At 52.2% G+C, this 18,909-nt stretch carries 19 protein-coding genes; 8 read left to right on the top strand and 11 right to left on the bottom strand.

Going from position 1 to position 18,909, the window contains the following annotated elements:
* Nucleotides 1–9: 9 nt before the first annotated feature.
* Nucleotides 10–1,977: an acetate--CoA ligase gene (gene acs / locus AAGJ81_06175; GenBank protein MEM0965718.1), complete on the bottom strand. Its 1,968-nt coding sequence runs from the start codon at nt 1,975–1,977 to the stop codon at nt 10–12.
* A 105-nt stretch (nt 1,978–2,082) separates the two neighbouring features.
* Here acs and AAGJ81_06170 point away from each other — a divergent pair, with 105 nt between their 5' ends.
* From AAGJ81_06170 to dtd, 3 genes are read left to right on the top strand one after another with little or no spacing between them, the layout of a single operon-like run.
* Complete coding sequence (locus AAGJ81_06170) at nt 2,083–2,649, top strand: YceI family protein (protein MEM0965717.1); 567 nt, start codon at nt 2,083–2,085, stop codon at nt 2,647–2,649.
* Between the two features lie 34 nt (nt 2,650–2,683).
* Nucleotides 2,684–3,526, top strand: a complete 843-nt coding sequence (locus AAGJ81_06165; protein ID MEM0965716.1) for an HAD-IIB family hydrolase — start codon at nt 2,684–2,686, stop codon at nt 3,524–3,526.
* Entirely contained in the window at nt 3,523–3,978 is a 456-nt protein-coding gene (dtd, locus tag AAGJ81_06160) for a D-aminoacyl-tRNA deacylase (GenBank protein MEM0965715.1), read from the top strand. Before AAGJ81_06165 ends, dtd begins: the two co-directional genes overlap by 4 nt.
* A 51-nt stretch (nt 3,979–4,029) precedes the next feature.
* On the opposite strand, the gene AAGJ81_06155 is transcribed toward dtd, so the two are convergent.
* Nucleotides 4,030–4,677 carry a superoxide dismutase family protein gene (locus tag AAGJ81_06155; GenBank protein MEM0965714.1) on the bottom strand — a complete coding sequence of 216 codons (648 nt, stop codon included), beginning with the start codon at nt 4,675–4,677 and terminating at the stop codon, nt 4,030–4,032.
* A 171-nt stretch (nt 4,678–4,848) separates the two neighbouring features.
* Nucleotides 4,849–5,478: a Spx/MgsR family RNA polymerase-binding regulatory protein gene (locus AAGJ81_06150; protein MEM0965713.1), complete on the bottom strand. Its 630-nt coding sequence runs from the start codon at nt 5,476–5,478 to the stop codon at nt 4,849–4,851.
* A gap of 3 nt (nt 5,479–5,481) precedes the next feature.
* Between AAGJ81_06150 and kdsB the strand changes: the two genes are divergently transcribed.
* From kdsB to AAGJ81_06130, 4 genes are all read left to right on the top strand, one after another.
* Nucleotides 5,482–6,252, top strand: coding sequence for a 3-deoxy-manno-octulosonate cytidylyltransferase (gene kdsB / locus AAGJ81_06145; protein ID MEM0965712.1), 771 nt, complete (start codon nt 5,482–5,484; stop codon nt 6,250–6,252).
* Nucleotides 6,253–6,260: 8 nt separating this feature from the next.
* Nucleotides 6,261–7,898 carry a fatty acid CoA ligase family protein gene (locus AAGJ81_06140; protein MEM0965711.1) on the top strand — a complete coding sequence of 546 codons (1,638 nt, stop codon included), beginning with the start codon at nt 6,261–6,263 and terminating at the stop codon, nt 7,896–7,898.
* Between the two features lie 86 nt (nt 7,899–7,984).
* A complete protein-coding gene (locus AAGJ81_06135) occupies nt 7,985–8,350 on the top strand; it encodes a VOC family protein (protein MEM0965710.1) in 366 nt (121 codons plus the stop codon).
* A gap of 174 nt (nt 8,351–8,524) precedes the next feature.
* A complete protein-coding gene (locus AAGJ81_06130) occupies nt 8,525–10,057 on the top strand; it encodes a deoxyribodipyrimidine photo-lyase (GenBank protein MEM0965709.1) in 1,533 nt (510 codons plus the stop codon).
* A gap of 87 nt (nt 10,058–10,144) precedes the next feature.
* On the opposite strand, the gene AAGJ81_06125 is transcribed toward AAGJ81_06130, so the two are convergent.
* The 7 genes from AAGJ81_06125 to ndk form a co-directional block, all read right to left on the bottom strand.
* A complete protein-coding gene (locus tag AAGJ81_06125; GenBank protein ID MEM0965708.1) occupies nt 10,145–12,049 on the bottom strand; it encodes a glycosyltransferase family 9 protein in 1,905 nt (634 codons plus the stop codon).
* A 6-nt stretch (nt 12,050–12,055) separates the two neighbouring features.
* On the bottom strand, nt 12,056–12,991 hold the full coding sequence (ftsY, locus tag AAGJ81_06120) for a signal recognition particle-docking protein FtsY (GenBank protein ID MEM0965707.1): 936 nt from the start codon (nt 12,989–12,991) through the stop codon (nt 12,056–12,058).
* A gap of 4 nt (nt 12,992–12,995) precedes the next feature.
* A complete protein-coding gene (gene nusB / locus AAGJ81_06115) occupies nt 12,996–13,466 on the bottom strand; it encodes a transcription antitermination factor NusB (GenBank protein MEM0965706.1) in 471 nt (156 codons plus the stop codon).
* A gap of 108 nt (nt 13,467–13,574) precedes the next feature.
* A complete protein-coding gene (locus AAGJ81_06110) occupies nt 13,575–13,958 on the bottom strand; it encodes a GxxExxY protein (protein ID MEM0965705.1) in 384 nt (127 codons plus the stop codon).
* A 123-nt stretch (nt 13,959–14,081) separates the two neighbouring features.
* Nucleotides 14,082–14,543 (bottom strand): 6,7-dimethyl-8-ribityllumazine synthase, encoded by a 462-nt coding sequence (gene ribH, locus AAGJ81_06105; GenBank protein MEM0965704.1) that lies wholly within the window; start codon nt 14,541–14,543, stop codon nt 14,082–14,084.
* Complete coding sequence (ribB, locus tag AAGJ81_06100; protein MEM0965703.1) at nt 14,540–15,676, bottom strand: 3,4-dihydroxy-2-butanone-4-phosphate synthase; 1,137 nt, start codon at nt 15,674–15,676, stop codon at nt 14,540–14,542. Before ribB ends, ribH begins: the two co-directional genes overlap by 4 nt.
* A gap of 5 nt (nt 15,677–15,681) precedes the next feature.
* Complete coding sequence (gene ndk, locus AAGJ81_06095) at nt 15,682–16,101, bottom strand: nucleoside-diphosphate kinase (protein ID MEM0965702.1); 420 nt, start codon at nt 16,099–16,101, stop codon at nt 15,682–15,684.
* 123 nt (nt 16,102–16,224) lie between these two features.
* On the opposite strand from ndk, the gene AAGJ81_06090 reads away from it, so the two are divergent.
* Nucleotides 16,225–17,211, top strand: coding sequence for an aldo/keto reductase (locus AAGJ81_06090; GenBank protein MEM0965701.1), 987 nt, complete (start codon nt 16,225–16,227; stop codon nt 17,209–17,211).
* Nucleotides 17,212–17,295: 84 nt separating this feature from the next.
* Here AAGJ81_06090 and AAGJ81_06085 read toward each other — a convergent pair whose 3' ends face one another.
* A complete protein-coding gene (locus AAGJ81_06085; protein ID MEM0965700.1) occupies nt 17,296–18,879 on the bottom strand; it encodes a glycerol-3-phosphate dehydrogenase/oxidase in 1,584 nt (527 codons plus the stop codon).
* Nucleotides 18,880–18,909 lie beyond the last annotated feature (30 nt).

The raw sequence follows: 18,909 nt of genomic DNA, 5'->3' as shown, positions 1-18,909 counted from the left end.
AGAGTGCGCCTAACCTTCCTGATACCTCTTTCGCAGTGTTTCCACCACAGTAGGATCAGCAAGTGTGGTTACGTTACCGAGAGCATTACCTTCGGCTATATCGCGCAGGAGCCTCCTCATGATCTTTCCGGAACGGGTCTTGGGCAGATCGGCTGAAAATACCAGCTTCTCCGGGACCGCGAACTTTCCTATCGCGGAAATGACTGAATTGATAAGCTCTTGCTCCAAATCCTTGTCTGCAGCAATGCCTTCCCGCACGGTAATAAAAGCAACGAGGCCTTGCCCCTTGATCTCGTGAGGAACGCCAATGACGGCAGACTCAGCCACGGATGGATGCTCTACAAAAACGCTTTCCAACTCTGCCGTTCCAATCCGGTGTCCAGATACGTTTACGACATCGTCCACCCGTCCGAGGATCCAGAAGTATCCGTCATCATCGACCCGCGCGCCATCTCCGGGAAAGTAGAATTCTCCGCCCCATTTGCACCAGTAGGTGTCTTTAAAGCGCTGAGGATCTCCGTATATGCCGCGAAGAATCCCCGGCCACGGCTTCCGGATCGCAAGAATACCGGCGGCCTGCTCTTCGCCCTCCTCATTCAGGATGGCTGGGTCGATTCCAAAGAGGGGTTTGGTAGCACTTCCCGGTTTGGTAGGAGTGGCTCCGGGAAGTGGGGAAAGAAGGATGCCGCCTGTTTCCGTTTGCCACCAAGTGTCGACGATGGGACACCGTTCACCTCCGATCAGCTTGTGATACCAAATCCAAGCCTCGGGATTGATGGGTTCTCCCACGGTGCCGAGCAACCGAAGACTGGACAAATCCTTTGCCGCGGGCCAGCGATCCCCCCATTTCATGAAAGCACGGATTGCGGTCGGAGCGGTGTAAAAGATGGTCACCCCGTATTTCTCAATGATGTCCCAAAATCGTCCGTTGTCCGGTGAGTTCGGCGCGCCTTCATACATTACGACACTCGCTCCATTCTGGAGGGGACCGTAAAGGATGTAACTGTGACCAGTGATCCAGCCGATATCTGCTGAACACCAATAGACGTCCTCAGGCCGGAGGTCGAAAACTACCTTGGTCGTGTGGTAAGTATACACCATGTATCCGCCGACGGTATGGATGATTCCCTTGGGCTTACCGGTAGTTCCACTGGTGTAGAGGAGAAAAAGGAGATCCTCGGAATCCAGTTGCTCCGGCTCACAGTGGATGGACTGATCCTGAACAAGGCGGTGATACCAGTGATCCCGACCTTCCCGGATTCGGCATGGAAACGGATCCCCAGAGCCTCGTTTGACCACAACCACATCCTTGACGCAGTCGACCCCCTCGATTGCTTCATCGACTATGCTCTTCAGCTGCAGGATTTGCCCTCTGCGCCATCCGCCATCCGCTGTGATCACGCAACGGGCTTCGCAATCGAGAACGCGGTCACGGATCGAGTGGGCTGAAAAACCCGCAAAAATGACCGTATGGACAGCCCCAATACGGGCGCACGCCAAGGTTGCGATAGCTAGTTCGGGTATCATCGGCAGGTAGAGAGCAATCCGATCTCCCTTGGAGATACCGAGAGACCGTAGCCCGTTCGCAAAGCGATTCACTTCTCGATAAAGATCGAAGTAAGTGAGCACACGGGAGTCCCCTGGTTCGCCTTCCCAAATCAGGGCCGCTTTGTTTCGATCAGCGCCGTCAAGATGGCGGTCGATACAATTGTAGGCCAGATTCGTCTTTCCACCTTCAAACCATTTAAAAAAGGGTTTTTCCTGCTCGTTTAGGACAGTCTCCCACGGCTTAAACCAATGAAGTTCGGACGCGACCCCAGCCCAATAGGCCTCAGGGTCCGATAGGCTCCTCTGGTATTCTTCTTCGTAAGCTTCAATCGAGTTGATTCTTGCCGCTGCTGAAAATTCAGGAGGAGGAGGAAACACTCGGTTTTCCTGAGATACACTTTCAAGGGAGACGTCTGTCGGTTTTGTCATGGGGTTGGTGATCGGGTAATCAGATGATTTGACAGGTTGGATTAGGAAGCCTTACTGCACCACGGACACGGGGTCCTATCAATTGGAATTTTACTCAAACCACACATGAAAAAAGCAGTTCTCTCCCTCCTCGCGCTTTCAATCTTCTCCGTAGCGGTATTCGCAGCGCCCGTAACCTTTAAAGCGGACCCAAACCATTCGGGCGTCACGTTCAAGATCCGTCACTTTTTCACAACGGTCCCCGGTTCCTTTGGCGAAATGGACGCTACCATCGTCTACGACGCAAGCGATGTAGCATCCAGCAAAGCGACTGCGAGCATTGCAGTCGTTAGCGTAGATACAAACAACGAGAAGCGCGATGCCCACCTTGCCGACGAAGACTTTTTTGATTCAGATGAATTCCCAGCGATCGAGTTCGAATCCACCTCATGGGAATCAACCGGCGAAAACACCTTCTCGATCAAGGGTGACCTCACTATGGCCGGAGAGACAAAACCGGTCACCCTGGAAGCCACACTGCTCGGGATCCAAGACAACGCAGACGGAGTATCGGTTTCCGGATGGGAGGCCACTACAAAGATTGATCGTAGAGATTGGGGAATTAGCTACGGCCAGGGTATTGTTGGAAACGAAGTGACCATCGAAATCTTTCTTCAAGCACCTGCAGTGTAGATTCCGTTGGCCTTCGTCGGCTGTCCGAACAGGAATGCGTTCGTTTAGCCTGATGAACCTATTCGACTTCGATTTACATCCATCACCCCGCGTTTTAGCATCGGATCTTGATGGAACGCTGATCCCTCTTCCGGCTTCTCAAGAGAACCTAGATGATCTTGCGATCCTCGCAAAGGGGATTAGTGAGAACCAATGCGAGATTGTCTATGCTACCGGCCGTCATTTTGAGTCCGCGATCCACGCGATTGAGGAATACTGCCTTCCCGAACCGCAATGGTTGGTTTGCGACGTTGGAACGTCCGTATTCTGCAAAATCGAAGGAGTCTTCGAGAGGTTCCACGCCTACGAAGAACATCTTTTTGAAAAAACAGGTCATTTGGATCGGTCGGTGGCAGTGCCTATCCTCGAGGCGGTCGGGGAGCTGAAACCGCAGGGTCCGGCGAGCCAGGGACCATTCAAAATCAGCTATTTTACGAAGGCCTCAAGAGTCGAGATCCTTGAGCACGAAATTGCTGCTATCTTGGACGAGAGTGGGATTCCTTACGTTTGTATGGGAAGCGTAGATCCATTCAGCGGGAAGGGTTTGATTGACCTGCTACCGAAAGGAGTATCCAAAGCATATGCCTTGATTTGGCTATCGACTCATGCTGATTTCCATCCGAACGAGATGATCTACGCTGGTGATTCCGGAAACGACTATGCGGCGATGGTGGCCGGATTTCGCTCGATAGCCGTAGGAAATGCCTCAAGGGATCTAGTGGCGAAGGTTCGAAAGGAAATGGATGAAAAGGACGCCTCTGAAAGATTCTACGCTTCCGAGGCACCAGGGAGCAGTGGTGTTCTGGAAGGTTGCCGTCACTTTGGGTTAGTGACTTGAGAGCGGTAATTCAAAGGGTGTCGTCCGCCTCGGTCCAAGTAAAGGGAGAGCTGGTTAGTGAGATAGGGAGTGGGCTATTGATTCTTCTGGGGGTTTCGCGTGACGATACGAATGAAGACTGCCTGTGGTTAGTTGATCGAGTGAAGAAGCTCCGAATTTTCGACGACGCCGAGGGAAAGATGAACCGGAGTATCCTCGAAACGAAGGGTAACGCGCTCGTAGTGAGTCAATTCACTCTATTTGGAACGGTAAAGAAGGGAACCCGTCCATCCTTCAACCGAGCGGCTCCCCCGGAAATAGCAGTGCCTCTTTACGAAAAGTTCATCAGGGAACTAGGCACCGAGCTAGGAAGACAAGTCGCGAAGGGCGTGTTTGGTGCCTCGATGGCCGTAAAGTTAGTCAATGACGGACCGGTCACCCTAATCTTGGATTCCCGTGAGAAACAGTTCTGAATTCTACCAAGGCAGGTTCGGTTCTCGGAAATGAGGCCTCGTGCAGAGAAATCAATTGGCACTCCGACTCGCGATTCCAATGACTGCCATGCCTACTGGCGGAACACCGGTATCACCGAAAACGAGCAGACTTCTGCCGAGAATTGAATTTGGACCTGCTAACGAAAAACCGGAATCTACAAATGAGAATTCCGCTACACCGTCTTCGTCTACGGAGACTCTTCCGAGATGACCGAAGTAAGAATTTGAATTCTTTTCCGAAACTTTGGACTGAGAATCAGGGTTGAACGGTTCTCCTGCAGAACTGCCATCGACCGCAGACAGGTCACCATACTGGTGAACACAGATATCATATTCTCCGGGGGCCAGCTCAGAGAGACTTCCGCTTACCTGGATGCCTTCCTCAACCGTTTCGAAATAAATGACTCCTTTTGTACTCTGCGCTTCAGTGGGCTGAATTACGGCAATCAGTAGGTGGGATGGATCGGCTGCCGATTCATCAGTAGAGTCCGCAGTCTCCTCATCTTTATCGGAAGGGCTCTTGAACAAATCGCTCAGAGAAAAAGTCTTCGACTTCGTGTAGCGAGGTATCGACTGCGGACCAGGCCGGTCCCGGTTGTCATCCGCAAGGGCAGTGATGGATGCGATCACTAACGACAGGATTATGAGTGATAGAGGCTTTGAGATTGGTCGGTTCATTTTCGGATGATTTATTCAGGAGCTTAGACGTCTGTCAACCGATGTGCTGAGCGGGTCAAAGGCCGGTTATCGCCATCAGTTTTTTTAAAATCGATATCCTCAGGTGAATCTAGCCCGATTACGCCTCCCGAACCAGCCATGATTGCACAGGTAGAGCCTCTCGATAGCCGTTTAAGAGGAATCTAACGACTCCTCCCATTCCGCCTCGTCGAATCCAACCAGAGCGATGTCCTTGCCGAGAAGAAAGGGCCGCTTCACGAGATTTCCGTTTTTCTGAAGGGCTGCGAATACTTCAGATGGTTTCATGTTCGTCAGCGTATCTTTCCACCCGCTGTCCCGGTAATCCTGGCTGGAGGTATTGAGGATTTTGGTCATTTTGCCCTCTTTTACATCGAGCATCCTTTCCAGTTCTTTGGTACTCGGCGGAGTCTCGCGAATGGGTAGCTCCTCAAAGTCGATTTGGCGATCCTGAAGGAACTTAGTAGCTTTACGGCAGGTGCTGCACTTCTTGTAGGTGTAAATCTTTAGCATCAAACCGAGGGTCTGGACGAGCACCTCGGTTGGCGAGCCAATTGAGCGGAAAAAACTCGAAATCGCTATCGAAATCCAAATCGAAATCGAGTCCAGGGGGTTTGTTTTAAGTGCTGAGAGTAGGTTAACAATGCGCTTCAGCGGACATCGCCATTCGACAGGCTCAGTCCGGGAAGGCCGCTGTCCCTCCACAAGCCTCTTTTCTAGGATAACCCAAGTCTTCGCGGTCCATTTAGCGTCGAATATCCCGTTGACCCATCGAGCACCCATTGGATGCTGAAAGGAGTGTCGATCCCGAAAGCCATTATTGTTCCGGCTCGTCTCCAGTCGATTCGGTTCCCACGAAAGTTGCTTCACCCGGTCCAGGGGGAGCCGCTGATTCTTCATACAGCAAGGCAGGTGAAGGCGGTCGCCCCCGAAACCCCGGTCTTTTTCGCTATAGCTGAAGAGGAGTTGAAATCGGTTCTGGAGTCGGAGGGTTATTCTTGTGTGATGACCGATCCGGACCTTGCAAGTGGGACGGATCGGATCGCTTACGCGAACCGCGAAATTTTGGCAGACCAAGTGGTGAATGTACAGGCGGATGAACCGTTGGTTTCGGGAAGACAGATCGCAGAACTCTTTTCTCTCTTGGATTCGAGTGCCGGGATGAGCACCTTGGCCGTTCGCCTAACCGATCCTGCGCGCATCAATGACCCGAGTCAGGTAAAGGTAGTCATGGATCAGCAAGGCCGGGCTCTCTACTTTTCACGGGCACCCATCCCATGGGATCGTGAGAGCAAGGGTTATCCGACCAAGGAACGGCTCGAGACGATCAAGGTGTTCGGGCATCTCGGTCTTTATGGCTACCAAGGTCGTTTTCTTGAAAGGTTTGTCGATTTAAAACCCTCGCCCCTTGAACGGATCGAACGATTGGAGCAGCTGCGAGTGCTGGAGAACGGGATCGAGATTAAAGTAGGGGTTACAGAAGAAAGTACGATCGGAGTGGATACGCCGGAGGATCTTGTGCGTCTCGAACGGGCTCTCGATGCCCGCTCGACTTAGGACGTTCAATGAATATTGCGGGATACGTTGCCAAAAGGGCCGAAAAGGCTCCGGAGGTGCTGGCGGTTCGAATCCCGAACGTCACCGGGAGGAGGATTGGATTCAGAGATACGACATTTGCCGAGTTGCATTGTCTGGTCGCTGGTCTTGCCGCACATTTCTTGGAGAAAGGAGTAGGGAAGGGCACCCGAACCATCGTTCTGGCAAAACCGGGTCTGGAGCTGATTTGCGGAGTCTTTGCGATTCTGCGGGTGGGGGCAGTCCCAGTTGTGATTGATCCCGGAATGGGTCTGCGGAGTTTTCTTTCCTGCGTCAAACGATCCGAACCCGAGGCGGTGTTTGGAATTCCCAAGGGACTGATGATTTCACGGGTTTTCTCTAAGTCGTTCCATCGTGTCCGTGCGCGTTTCTCTACGAATCTAATTACCAGAACGGAGGAGGCTGACGGTAGTAGAGGCTTTGAACCAGCGGATACTGCTCCAAATGATCTCGCTGCCATCCTCTTCACCTCAGGCTCCACAGGACCGGCCAAAGGGGTTTGTTACGAACACGGGATGTTTCAGGCGCAAATCGCCGCAGTAAGGGAACGTTTCTCAATCGAGCCGGGAGAGGTGGACTTTCCGATGTTGCCGGTTTTTGCATTGTTCAATCCAGCTCTCGGGATGACTACCGTGGTCCCTCCGATGAATCCCAGCCGACCAGCGAAGGCTGACCCAGGGCTGCAAATTGCCGTGATGAACGAGGCCGGGGTGACGAACAGTTTTGGCTCGCCTGTGCTCTGGAATCTAATCGCTACCGAGGGAGCACGTTCAAACCGATCGATTCCTTCTCTCCGCCGAGTATTGGCTGCTGGGGCTGCAGTGTCACCATCGCTGATCAAAAAGTTGAGTCCACTTGTGCCTAACGCCGACATCTACAGTCCTTATGGTGCGACGGAGGCCTTACCGATGACGGCCATTGACGGGGATATGATTCTGGAGGTTGCGGAACTGACGGAAGAAGGGAAGGGTGTCTGTGTAGGCAGTCCTCTCGATGGAGTGAACGTCCGCATCGCTAGCGTTCAAGAAGGTCCGATGGTCGAGGAACACTTACAGGAACTATCGCCTCATGAGATCGGGGAGATTGTGGTGTCTGGTCCGATGGTCACGAGAGAGTATGATCGGCTCGAGGAGGCGACGAGGAATGCGAAGGTCAACGCGGGTGAAACGGTTTGGCATCGTATGGGGGATCTTGGATATAAAGACGAAGCCGGTCGCATTTGGTTCTGTGGGCGGGTGGCTGAAAGGGTGACGACTCGGGAAGGGAAAGCGTACTACCCGGAGTGCTGCGAGCAGGTCTTTAACCGTCATCCAAAGGTCTACCGTTCCGCATTAGTAGGTTTAGGTTCGAGAAACAAACGGGTGCCGGGTATCGTGGTTCAGCCTGAGAAGGGTTGTTTCCCAAAAAATGAGGATGAAATAGGCAACTGGGTGGTCGAACTAAAGAAATTAGGATCGGAAACCCCGATGACCGCTTCGATTCGCCATTTCTTCTTCCGGAAGGATTTTCCAGTAGATATCCGTCACAATGCAAAGATCCACCGACTTCGTCTCGCGAAAGAATACGCGACCCATGGGTTTCATCCGACTGAATTGAAAAGAGAATAGACTTTTGAAACCATGGGTTTCGGATCGAATACACTTGGGAATTCGTTTCGACTCGCGAGGGTGCAAAAAATTTGGGAACTCAATTTATGAGCAATACGACTGTCACCGAAATCAAAGCATTTGTCCCCTCGAAGGACTTTGAAGTATCCAAGGAATTTTACCAAAAGATTGGATTTACTCTGGTCTCTGACATGGGTGGAATCGCGTATTTCCGAAAGGGTGAATCCAGTTTCCTCTTGCAGGATTTTTATCGGGAAGAACATGCCTCAAACTTCATGATGCATCTTCTGGTTGAGGATGTGGATTCCTGGAAGAGGGTCGTGGACGAAAGTGGAGTAGGAGATAAATACGGGGTGAGGGTTACCGAGGTTGAAGAGCAGCCATGGGGTATGCGGGACTTTTGTATGAATGATCCCGCAGGGGTACTCTGGCGAATTGGTCAGAATATTTAATCAGTGGCGAGTGTAGTCCATTTGATGGAGTCAAAGCAGGCGACATCGCCTGGATTTTTCCACAGCCGCTTCGCAGGGGGATGTTAAATGGATATAGATTTCATCTGGGTGGATTTTCGTAGCCGTAGAGCCTGCTCGACTTGCTGAAATTCAATAAGAGACTTCTGTGAAAGGGTGGTCTCAAGCGATCAGGCAACACAGTGCGTTTGGTTCAAACGCGATCTTCGTGTCGAGGATCACCGTCCACTCGTAGAGGCCGGTAAGAGAGGGCCGATTGTAGCGCTCTTCATTATCGAGCCGGAGGTCCTGAATGCACCGGATTACGATGCCCTTCACTGGCAGTTTCAGAGCGAGTCTCTCCAAGACCTCCAAGCTTCCTTAGCTGATCTCGGTGTAGGCTTGCTAATCCGGCGGGGGAGAGCGGCCGAAGTCCTCGAAAGTGTGCGGGAAAAATATGGTTTTGAATTCCTTTGGTCACACGAAGAGACCGGAAACGAAGTTACTTTTCATCGGGACAAATCAGTAGGTAAATGGGCTAAAGAGAAAGGCGTAACCTGGACCGAGTTTCCTCAAAACGGTGTCGTTCGTGGGCTTAGAGATCGCGACGGTTGGTCAAAGCTATGGGGAGAGCGGATGAAGCACGCTCCTTTACCCAAACCCGATTCGCTATCCTCCCCATACAAGGGGACTAGTAAGATCCCGGTTCTTCCAACAGAAAACTCCTACTCGTGGAAGCGAAGTGTTGACCTTCGCGGAGGGGAGACTGCAGCTCGCCATGTTCTGGAGTCGTTTGTTGGTGGTAGGGGTCAAGGATACCGTCGAAAGATGAGCAGTCCGGTGGCCGCCTATGATGCCTGTTCGCGGCTCAGCCCTTATTTCTCCTCGGGTTGCCTGTCGATCCGTTCAGCGGTCCATCGCGTGCGCCTTGCGATGGGTGATTCCATCCCAGCAAGTGACGGACGTTCCTTTCTCTCCCGCTGCCACTGGCATTGCCATTTTATGCAGAAACTGGAATCGGAGCCTCAGATTGAGAATCGCTCGTTCAATCGTTCTTGCGAGGGTCTACGTCCGATGGATCCGGATCCGACAAGGATGACGGCTTGGGAGAATGGACAAACGGGTTATCCGTTCCTCGATGCCTGTATGCGTGCTCTTCGGACGAGGGGATGGATCAACTTTCGAATGAGAGCGATGCTCGTTTCCTTCGCTGCTTACGATCTTTGGATCGACTGGCGGTCCTTCCGGGATTTCTTGGCCCGTCAGTTTATCGACTACGAACCCGGCATCCACTTTTCTCAGATCCAAATGCAGAGTGGGGTTACCGGAATCAACACCCTTCGGATCTATAGTCCTGTAAAGCAGGGCCTCGATCAGGATCCGGAAGGGGTTTTTGTCAAACAGTGGGTCCCGGAGTTGGCAGGGCTCCCGACTGACTACATCCATGAACCATGGAGGGCACCAGCATCGGTCCTCTCAGAGGCGGATGTGATTTTCGGAAAGACCTATCCGCGACCGGTCGTAGACCACAAGGAGGCGGTAAAGTTTGCCCGCGGAGAATTCGGTAAGCTGCGTCGAAAAGATGAATTCTGGACGGAGGCCAAACGGGTCAATAAGCAGCATGGCAGCCGTAAATCGGGTGAAAGACGCCCTAAGCGGAGTAAAAAGAAGGAAGAAACCCAGCAGCAGGAAATGGTGCTTTGGAGTTGATTGGAAGGGGCAGCTCTAGGTGCCGTTCGAGATACTCCAATACAGTAGAATCGGCAGCTAAACCGACTTCGCAGAGGTTTCGACGGTCTAAAGCAGCCGCTCCGGATGAATCTTCATTAACTCTTTAACTCCCTCCAAAACTTGATCGACCGATATGGCGTCCATGGTGCCGCCTCCGGTCTGTTTTGCATCCGGTGCCTGAATGACCGATAAGGGAGCGTCAAAAATTGGCCGCGTTCTTACAGGGTTGGTAGGGCCAAAAAGAACCGCAGTAGGGCAGCCAAGAGCGTTCGCCAAGTGCATTCCTCCCGTATCGTTTCCGATTGCGAGATGGCTTCGTTGGAGATAGGTTCCTAGCTCGGCTAAATCGGTTGAGCCCGCGAGGTTACTTATTCGGTCAGATTTACAGTTGGCCGCAACCGAGGAGGTGATGGGCTGGTCGCCACCAGTACCGTGCAGATCGATTTGCAAGTCCTCGTCCCTTTCCAAGAGAGCGTTTGTTAAGGTAACCCATCTTTCTACGGGCCATCGCTTCTCTGGACTGTTCTCTGATCCACAAAAGAGCGCTATGCGGTTCTCGCGGTTTTCTTTAGAGCTTTTGATTGGACTTCGATCCGCCGGCTCCTTCAGGCCAAAATGGCTGAGAAACAAATGCCACCAATCCGTTTGGTGGATTGATTCTTCTTTGAGGGTTTCGGGTGGCATCCAGGTGTCGGTGAGTAACGGTCTTCGGTTTCCCCTACGAAGAATACCAAATCGCTGTTCGGCGCCAACCATCCTCATTTCCCGGTCACCGCGAAATGAATTAGTAAACAGTATTGCCGTATCTGGATATTCAAACTGACGGAAGCGGAGGAGTTCCCTCCCGACCACATTTTTACTGTCCGCGGGAAGGAGGTCATCGTAAGGAAGGTCTAACAGTCCAATCAATGGGGTGAAGTGCGGACGGAAGACGAGGGTGAGACGGACATCCGGACGCCCCTTACGAATCGCTCGAATGAGAGGGGCGACCATCACGATATCACCAAGCCAGTTGGGAAGGCGTAAATAGACTCGGTCTGCCCGAGAGAGATCCTCCTCCCGCGGCTCGAAATCACTGGAGGTTCCCCGCCGCATCTCCAACCGAAGGCGACGTTGCGGAGTTCTCTGGGTCTTCCAGCGACGATGGAGCCAAAGCCAATTGGTGTTCCAACCTTTTTCGTGAATCAATTTATTGGAAAGCCATACAGCGAATGAGGCGGAAGGTTCTCTTTGGTCGTCACGTGGAATTTCCAAGTGCACTTTACCTCGAAAGAATCCGGTTCTTTCAATAGAAACAAAGACGGGTAGAACCGACAACCTCTTCGCAATTATGTCAGGTAGCGGCGTCAGTGAAGCTGTCCTTCCGGCCACTTTTCCCAGAACTCCCGAATCACCCGCACCTTGGTCTGCTAGAATAGCGAGGTGCCCTCCGCCACGTAGGTGACGAATACCGGTTTCGGCACCGCTGCTTCGGGAAAGGAGTTTGATACCACCTCTTTCGCGGGTTTTGAGCACCCAATCGTCGATCTTCTTCTGATTGATCGGCCGAAAAAGGGCAGCGACTTTCCCATTTGGTAAGCCAACCAGCATCGGGGCGAAGACGATCAGTTCGATCAAATAGTTGTGCGGTAGAAGAATGAGGGCAGGTTTCCCTTCTTCGAGGACGGATTGGTAACGCTCTTGAAAGTCATCGGAAAACTGGAGGCGCGCCCGAATCTCTTTTTCTCCAAACCGAGGAGAGGCGAGGGCGAACAGGCCCATCTCGATGGTACGGGAGCAGTTGATCCGAGCGATCTTTTTAAGGATCTTGGGATCCCGATCAGGAAAAACGTGGGCAAGGTTTGAGAGAACGATGCGACGTTTGGAAGGGATTCGAAAAAGAATAGCACCCAGTCCAACGCACACGCCACGAAGACAAAACTCCGGAAGAATGCCTACTAGAAACGAGAGTCCACGGAGTAGGGTGGGCATGGGTGCCTATTCCGATTGTACACCAAATACAGCCTCTGCGTAGTCTTTGGCTGAAAAACGTTGAAGATCTTCTGGCTGCTCTCCCAAACCCACGAATTGTATCGGTAATTTTAGCTCACGATAGATGCCCACAAGCCCGCCGCCTCGACTCGTGCCATCGAGCTTGGTGATGACTATCCCGGTTAAATCAAACGCTTCATGAAAGATTCGTGCCTGCTGAACGGAGTTGCTCCCATGGCTGCCGTCGATGACCAGCCATCGCTCTTCGGGTGATCCAGGTCTCTTCTTGTCCAAGACTCGCCGCACTTTCTTCAGTTCCTCCATTAGATTCGATTTCGTGTGAAGGCGCCCAGCGGTGTCTAGAACGAGAAGGTCAGTGTCGCGTTTCTCAGCGGCGCTAAAGCTATCAAAGGCTACTGCAGCAGGATCGGCACCTTGATGGCTTTCGACCACGTCAATCCCTAGACGACCACTCCAAACTTTGAGTTGTTCATTGGCGGCTGCGCGAAAAGTGTCGCAGGCTCCGACCAAAACCGAGTGGCCCGACTGCTTGTAATGCCACGCTAGCTTTGCCGAAGTCGTGGTTTTTCCAGAGCCATTGACCCCGACGAGTGCGATCACCGAAGGGTGGGGCTCGTGAGGGTAAAAGGTGCCTTCTGAGCCGACGAGGACTTCTTCGAGGATGCGCGAACCGATTTCCGCTGCCTCCTTTCCACGCAGATCCTTGTTTTTACGATATCCTTTACGGATTGCTTCAACAACTTCCTCGGTAGTCTCCACACCAAAGTCGGCAGAAAAAAGGGTTTCCTCGATGAGGTCGATGTCATCATCGTCTATTTTGGCCCGACTAAAGACACCGCCAACTTTTTCCGTAAAGCCTTCGGTTGTTCGCTGAAGACCTTTCCGAAACCGCTGGAACAGACTCGGTTTTCCTGAAGTCATAGGATTACTCGGCATCCCTTAGCGGCCGATGCAGCTCCTTGGACATCCGGTCAAGGATACCGTTGAGAAACCGCCTACTTTCCTCATTTGAATACTCTTTGCCCAGATCAATCGCTTCGTTAATTGAGACAACCGGCGGAACATCCGGGCGATGAAGCAACTCGAAACACGCCACTCTTAGAATCGCGAGGTCCACCCGAGCGATCCGATCCAGAGTCCAATTGTTTGCCGTCGACTGAATCTTCTCATCGATCTCTGGGAGGTTCTCAATTGTTCCCTGTATGAGCTCCTCCCCAAAAGCGTAATACTCGCGGTCTTTCTCCTGGTGATCGAAAAAACTGAGGACCAGATCATTCAGGTTTTCTTCGCGATTGGATTCAAAGAGATAAAGAAACTGCATCGCGGCGACACGATTCAAGTGCCGTCGGGACACCTTTTTCGTTTCGGCTGTTTTTTGCTCCGTTCCTTCTTCCATGGGAATTGGTCTTAGCGATCTTGATCGCGGGAAGCAAGTAGGGGAACAGGTAGAATGAACACTACTTTTGGAGAGAACCTCACGCAAAGACGCAGAGACGCGAAGGAATCACTCAGGTAGATCATTAACAATTCGGACCAAACCGTCCTTCATCAAAGCGGCTCCAAAATTCAAAAGGTAACCCAATTTCAAGTTCATAAGTTTTAGATAGGTAAAAAGCTGTTTGTGATGTGATTTTGTGAGCTGCTCCACCGACTTCAGCTCTAAAATAACCACCCCATTGACGACTATATCAGCCCGAAATCCCTCACTGAAGGTGAGATCATCGTAGGATATCGGAACGATCACCTGTCGATCAATGGACAAACCCCGCTTTTCGAGTTCGTAAGAGAGGACAGTTTCGTAGACTGATTCAAATAAACCAGGTCCGAGTTTGGAATGAACTTTCACAGCCGCATCAACGACCTCTCTGCCAATTGAGTTTTCCTTCATCTTAGCGTCTTAGCGTCTTGAGCCTGCATATGCTGGCGGGCGTGAGGATTTTGGATTTGGATGAGTGCTCATGCAAAGACGCGCAGGCGCCACCGAATCAAAATCACACCCGGATCCCGGCGACTACCCTAGATTTGCTAGAGAGACTGCCGCCTTCGCAAATTCTGCTCCGCGGTTGATGCCTGCTCCCAGTCTCTCGGTAGCTTGTTCTTCTGAGTCGACAACAAGTATCCCGTTGATGACCGGACGCTCAAAATCAATGGAGATTTTTTGGAGAGAAATCGCTGTGCTGTATCCAATGACATCGTGGTGACTGGTTGCACCGGCAATTACCACGCCAAGGCCGATGATCGCTTCGCAACCCGAGTGCCTGGCTAAACGGGCGGTCGCATACGGAATTTCCATCGACCCGGGCACCCGCTCCAAACGGATATGCTCTTCGATCACTCCAAGAGACTTTAGCTCCGCAACTACAAGCTCAATCAATCGATCGACCTTATCTTTATTGTATAGAGCCGCAACGATCCCGATCCGAAGGTCTGAACCGTCCAGTAAAGTGTCTTCTTTTCCAGAATTTCGACTCATTGTAATTCCTCTGGGTCCACTACTTCGATCTGCTCGATAATTTCCAGATTATATCCTTCCAGTGCAATCGCTTTTCGAGGTCGGGAAGTCAATAAGCGGATCTCCCGCAACCCAAGCTCCACCAAAATCTGTGCTCCAATTCCGTAATCCCTAAAGTCCATGGGAGCCGCCTTGAATTCTTCTCCCTCTGAAAGCTTACCAGTGGAAGGATCGAGGTGAATTCCTCCATGAGACTGTTCAATGTAAACAACGGCCCCGCGCCCCTCTTTAGCGATTCTCTGCATCGCTGGACGGACGAGGTTCTCGCGAAAACTGGCACCAAATACGTCAGAGAGAAGGTTCTCCCCTTGTATCCGCACCAAAGTGGGCTCGGGTCCAAGATTTCCGAACGAGAGAGCAATGTGGGTTCGACCGTCAAGGACGCTACGGAACAGGTGTAAGTCGAAATTTCCAAACTCGGTCTTTAAGACCCGAGTTCCGATCTCTTCAACCAGCTTTTCGCGCTTGTGGCGGTACTCAATTAACTGGGCGATGGAGATCATTCGTAAACCGTATTTTTGTTTAAACGTCACTAGTTCCGGAAGACGAGCCATCGACCCATCCTTGTTGAGGATCTCACAGATAACGCCACTTGGATGAAGTCCTGCCAAGGTCGCTAAATCCACTGCAGCCTCGGTGTGACCCGCCCGTTGGAGCACGCCGCCAGGCCGGGCGCGAAGCGGGAAGATGTGTCCGGGCTGCACGAGCATCTCAGGGGTCGCTTCGGGATTTGCCAAAATACGGATCGTTCTCGCTCGATCATAGGCACTGATTCCCGTAGATATTCCTTCTGCTGCATCGACTGATACGGAAAAGTCAGTTCGGTGGCTTTCGCGGTTATCCACCACCATCTGGTTGATCCCAAGCTTCGTTAACTGGTGGCTGAGCGTCGGGACACAGATCAAGCCCCCGGCTTCCTGGATCATTTGATTGATAGACTCAGGAGAGGCCTTTGACGCCGCAAGGACAAGGTCACCCTCGTTCTCCCGGCTCTCGTCGTCGGTCACGATGACCATTCGCCCTGCGGCTATATCTTCGACAGCTCTCTCGATCGGATCGAAGAAAGCCTCTTCTGTCTCCGCTTCGGTAGGCACCGAGATTAAATCGTGTAGATCTCGTCCGACTTGAAAAAGCGCTTCAACTCGATCGCAGCGTTATCAACACTATCGGATGCGTGCACCACGTTTTTCATCATATCGGTTCCAAGGTCACCACGGATTGTACCTGCGGGTGCCTTCGTGGAATCGGTGGGACCCAGTAAATCACGAATTTCCTGGACAGCGTTCTCTCCTTGCAAGGCGAGAAAAATCACCGGGCGCGAACTCATAAACTCTTCTATCTCCGGGAAAAAAGGTTTGTCTGCCACGTGAGCATAATGCTCTCGCAGGATTGGCCCATCAAGCTGCGCCATCTTAGCGCCTACGATAGTAAAGCCCGCCTTTTCAAAACGGGAGATGACTTCTCCAGCATTTCCGGCCGCCATGCAGTCAGGTTTCAGGATGATAAGGGATTTTTCCATAATCGACTTGGGTGTAGGGCAATGGAAGGGAGGAGACGAGGAGAAAGTGATGAGTAGGTGCGACAATGCAACCGGAACCGGATTATCGTTTCGCTAGAAGGCGAACTCTGTTTGGTTTTGGGCATGTATGAAGCAAACCCTGATCGTTACGACAATGCTAGTTACCGAAGATGCGGGCTAAGTGGTCTTCGTTTACCTGATCTTTCGCTCGGACTATGGCATAACTTCGGAGATACAGATGACTTCGAAAAGGCGCGGCAGATGATTTTTACGGCGTTCGATCACGGCATCACTCACTTTGACCTCGCTAACAATTATGGGCCTCCCCCGGGTTCAGCAGAAACCAACTTCGGGAAAATTCTAAAGTCAGATCTGTCTCGGTATCGGGATGAACTCATCCTCTCGACCAAGGCGGGCTACTTGATGTGGGAAGGACCGTATGGAGAATGGGGATCCCGCAAACATCTTCTGGCGAGTCTCGATCAGAGTCTTCGGAGAATGAGTGTTGATTACGTGGATGTATTTTATTCGCACCGTCCTGATCCCAAGACGCCACTGGAAGAAACCATGGGTGCTCTTGACACAGCTGTTCGTTCTGGCAAGGCGCTTTACGCGGGAATTTCCTCCTACAGCCCAGAAATGACCGCGGAGGCTGCAAGGGTTCTTCGTGAGCTCGGCACGCCTTGCCTGATTCATCAACCGAATTACAGCCTTCTCAATCGGAAGATTGAAGAGGGCCTACTTGCGGTCCTTGAGGATGAGGGAATCGGTGCCATTGCATTCTGTCCCCTTGCGCAGGGACTCTTGACGGGACGTTACTTGGAAGGGATTCCGAAGGACTCCCGGGCGGCGGGTTCGAGTGTTTTCCTCGCGGAGGAGGAAGTAGTTGAAAACCTGGAGAAGGTAAGGCGTCTGGCAGCCGTTGCAGAGGAAAGAGAACAAACCCTCGCTCAAATGGCTCTCTCCTGGGTGCTTCGTCACCCGGCAGTCGTATCTGCGTTAATCGGTGCCAGTCGGCCGAAACAAATTAGCGAGAATGTCAAGGCTATGGACTCTCCCACTTTTACTGCGGAACAGCTCGAAAAGATTGATGAAATCTGCGGCTGTTAGAGGTCGGAAGGAATCTGAAATCTGAGATTTGAAATTTGAGATCGACCCGAGTTTCGAAGAATTAGGCCTAAAGGGATCAAATGGTCAGCGCTTCATTGTGCTCGATGGATCGCTGAAGACGTAGCCTTTCGCTAGTTCTGTATACGTGCTTACCTGTTGCTCCTGCCACGCTTCGTCGTGGCCCAATTCCTTTGCAAGAATACCCGCTACTACAGGAGCGGCCTTGATCGAGGCACTCGCGTTGAGCAAAAGGGCTCTCGTTCTGCGGGCGAGAACGTCTTCTACGGTTCGTGCCATTTCCTCCCTGGCATGCCACACCACTTCTGCCTTCTGGTAGGGAAGTGCACCATGAATGGGTTCCGCTAGGCTGGCGTCGTTTTGAATCAACTCCTCGATACCCAAAGCGTCGGCTCCATAGGTCTCCAGATTTGTACGACTTGCTTTCGCTCTAGTCCACCCGTGGATCTGGAGCTCTTGTGTCTGACAGGCTACAGGATCCAGCCCCCCCAAAGTCTCCGCGTGGTCGATAACGTCCTCAGCCATCTTGCGATAGGTGGTCCATTTGCCACCGGTGAGGGTAATCAGTCCGCTACCGCTGATCACGATGCTATGATCGCGGGACAAAGCTGCCGTGTCCGATCCGTCGCCAGCCTTTACCAGCGGCCTTAGGCCAGCATACACGCTGAGAACGTCCTCCGGTTCAGGATCCTTCTCGAGGTATTTCCGTGCATGGGTCATCACGAAATCACGCTCCTCTTCAAGGGCTCTGGGTTCGAGGCTATGCTCATCCAGACCTGTGTCGGTGGTGCCAACGACCACGTGATCATGCCAAGGGACGGCAAAAAGCACGCGGCCATCGGCTGTCTTCGGAATCATGATCGCAGCATCGCCCGGAAGAAAACTCTTTGGAAGGACGATATGAATACCCTGGCTGACTGCCACCATAGGCTTGGTCGATGGATCATCCATCTGCCGTACCGCATCCACGAAGACCCCGGTTGCATTGATCACAGTCTTTGCTTTCACCGAAAACTCTTCACCACTTTCCCGGTCATGGACCTTAACTCCTCTGATTGCGTCATCTTCCTTTTCAAGGCCGATGCACTGAGCGTAGTTTACCATTGCTCCACCCAACTCATCTGCAGTTTGCGCGAGGTTTACGGCGAGCCGGGAGTCATCGAATTGTCCATCGTGGTAAATGACGCCGCCCACCAGGTGTTCCTGCTCAACGGTCGGAATCTCCTTGATGGTTTCCTCCTTGCTCAAGTGGCGGGAGGGAGCCAGCCCCAGCTTCCCTGCGAGCTGATCGTAGACCTTCATTCCGATTCCGTAAAACGGTCCCTGCCACCAAGAGTAGTTGGGGATTACAAAGGCCTTGGAGTGAACAAGATGGGGGGCGTTTTTGGTGAGCCTTCCTCTTTCGCGCAAAGCTTCCAGGACCAGTGATATATTCCCTTGTTGAAGGTAGCGGACGCCTCCGTGGACCAGTTTGGTGGAGCGACTGGAAGTTCCCTTGGCGAAGTCCGCCTGTTCAAAGAGGGCTACGCTATGGCCGCGGGCGGCGGCATCCACCGCAGCACCCAGTCCCGAAGCACCTCCTCCAATGACTACTACATCAAATGGTGTCTGTCTGGAACGAATTCGGGTGAGAGATGAGGATCGATTCATGAGTGGTTTGTCTGACGAGTAAGGAGCCTC

The organism is Verrucomicrobiota bacterium (genome assembly GCA_038744685.1).
Classification (GTDB): Bacteria; Verrucomicrobiota; Verrucomicrobiia; order Opitutales; family Puniceicoccaceae; genus Puniceicoccus.
The sequence above is the reverse complement of the archived record's forward strand: the minus strand, read 5'-3'. Positions and strand labels throughout refer to the sequence as shown.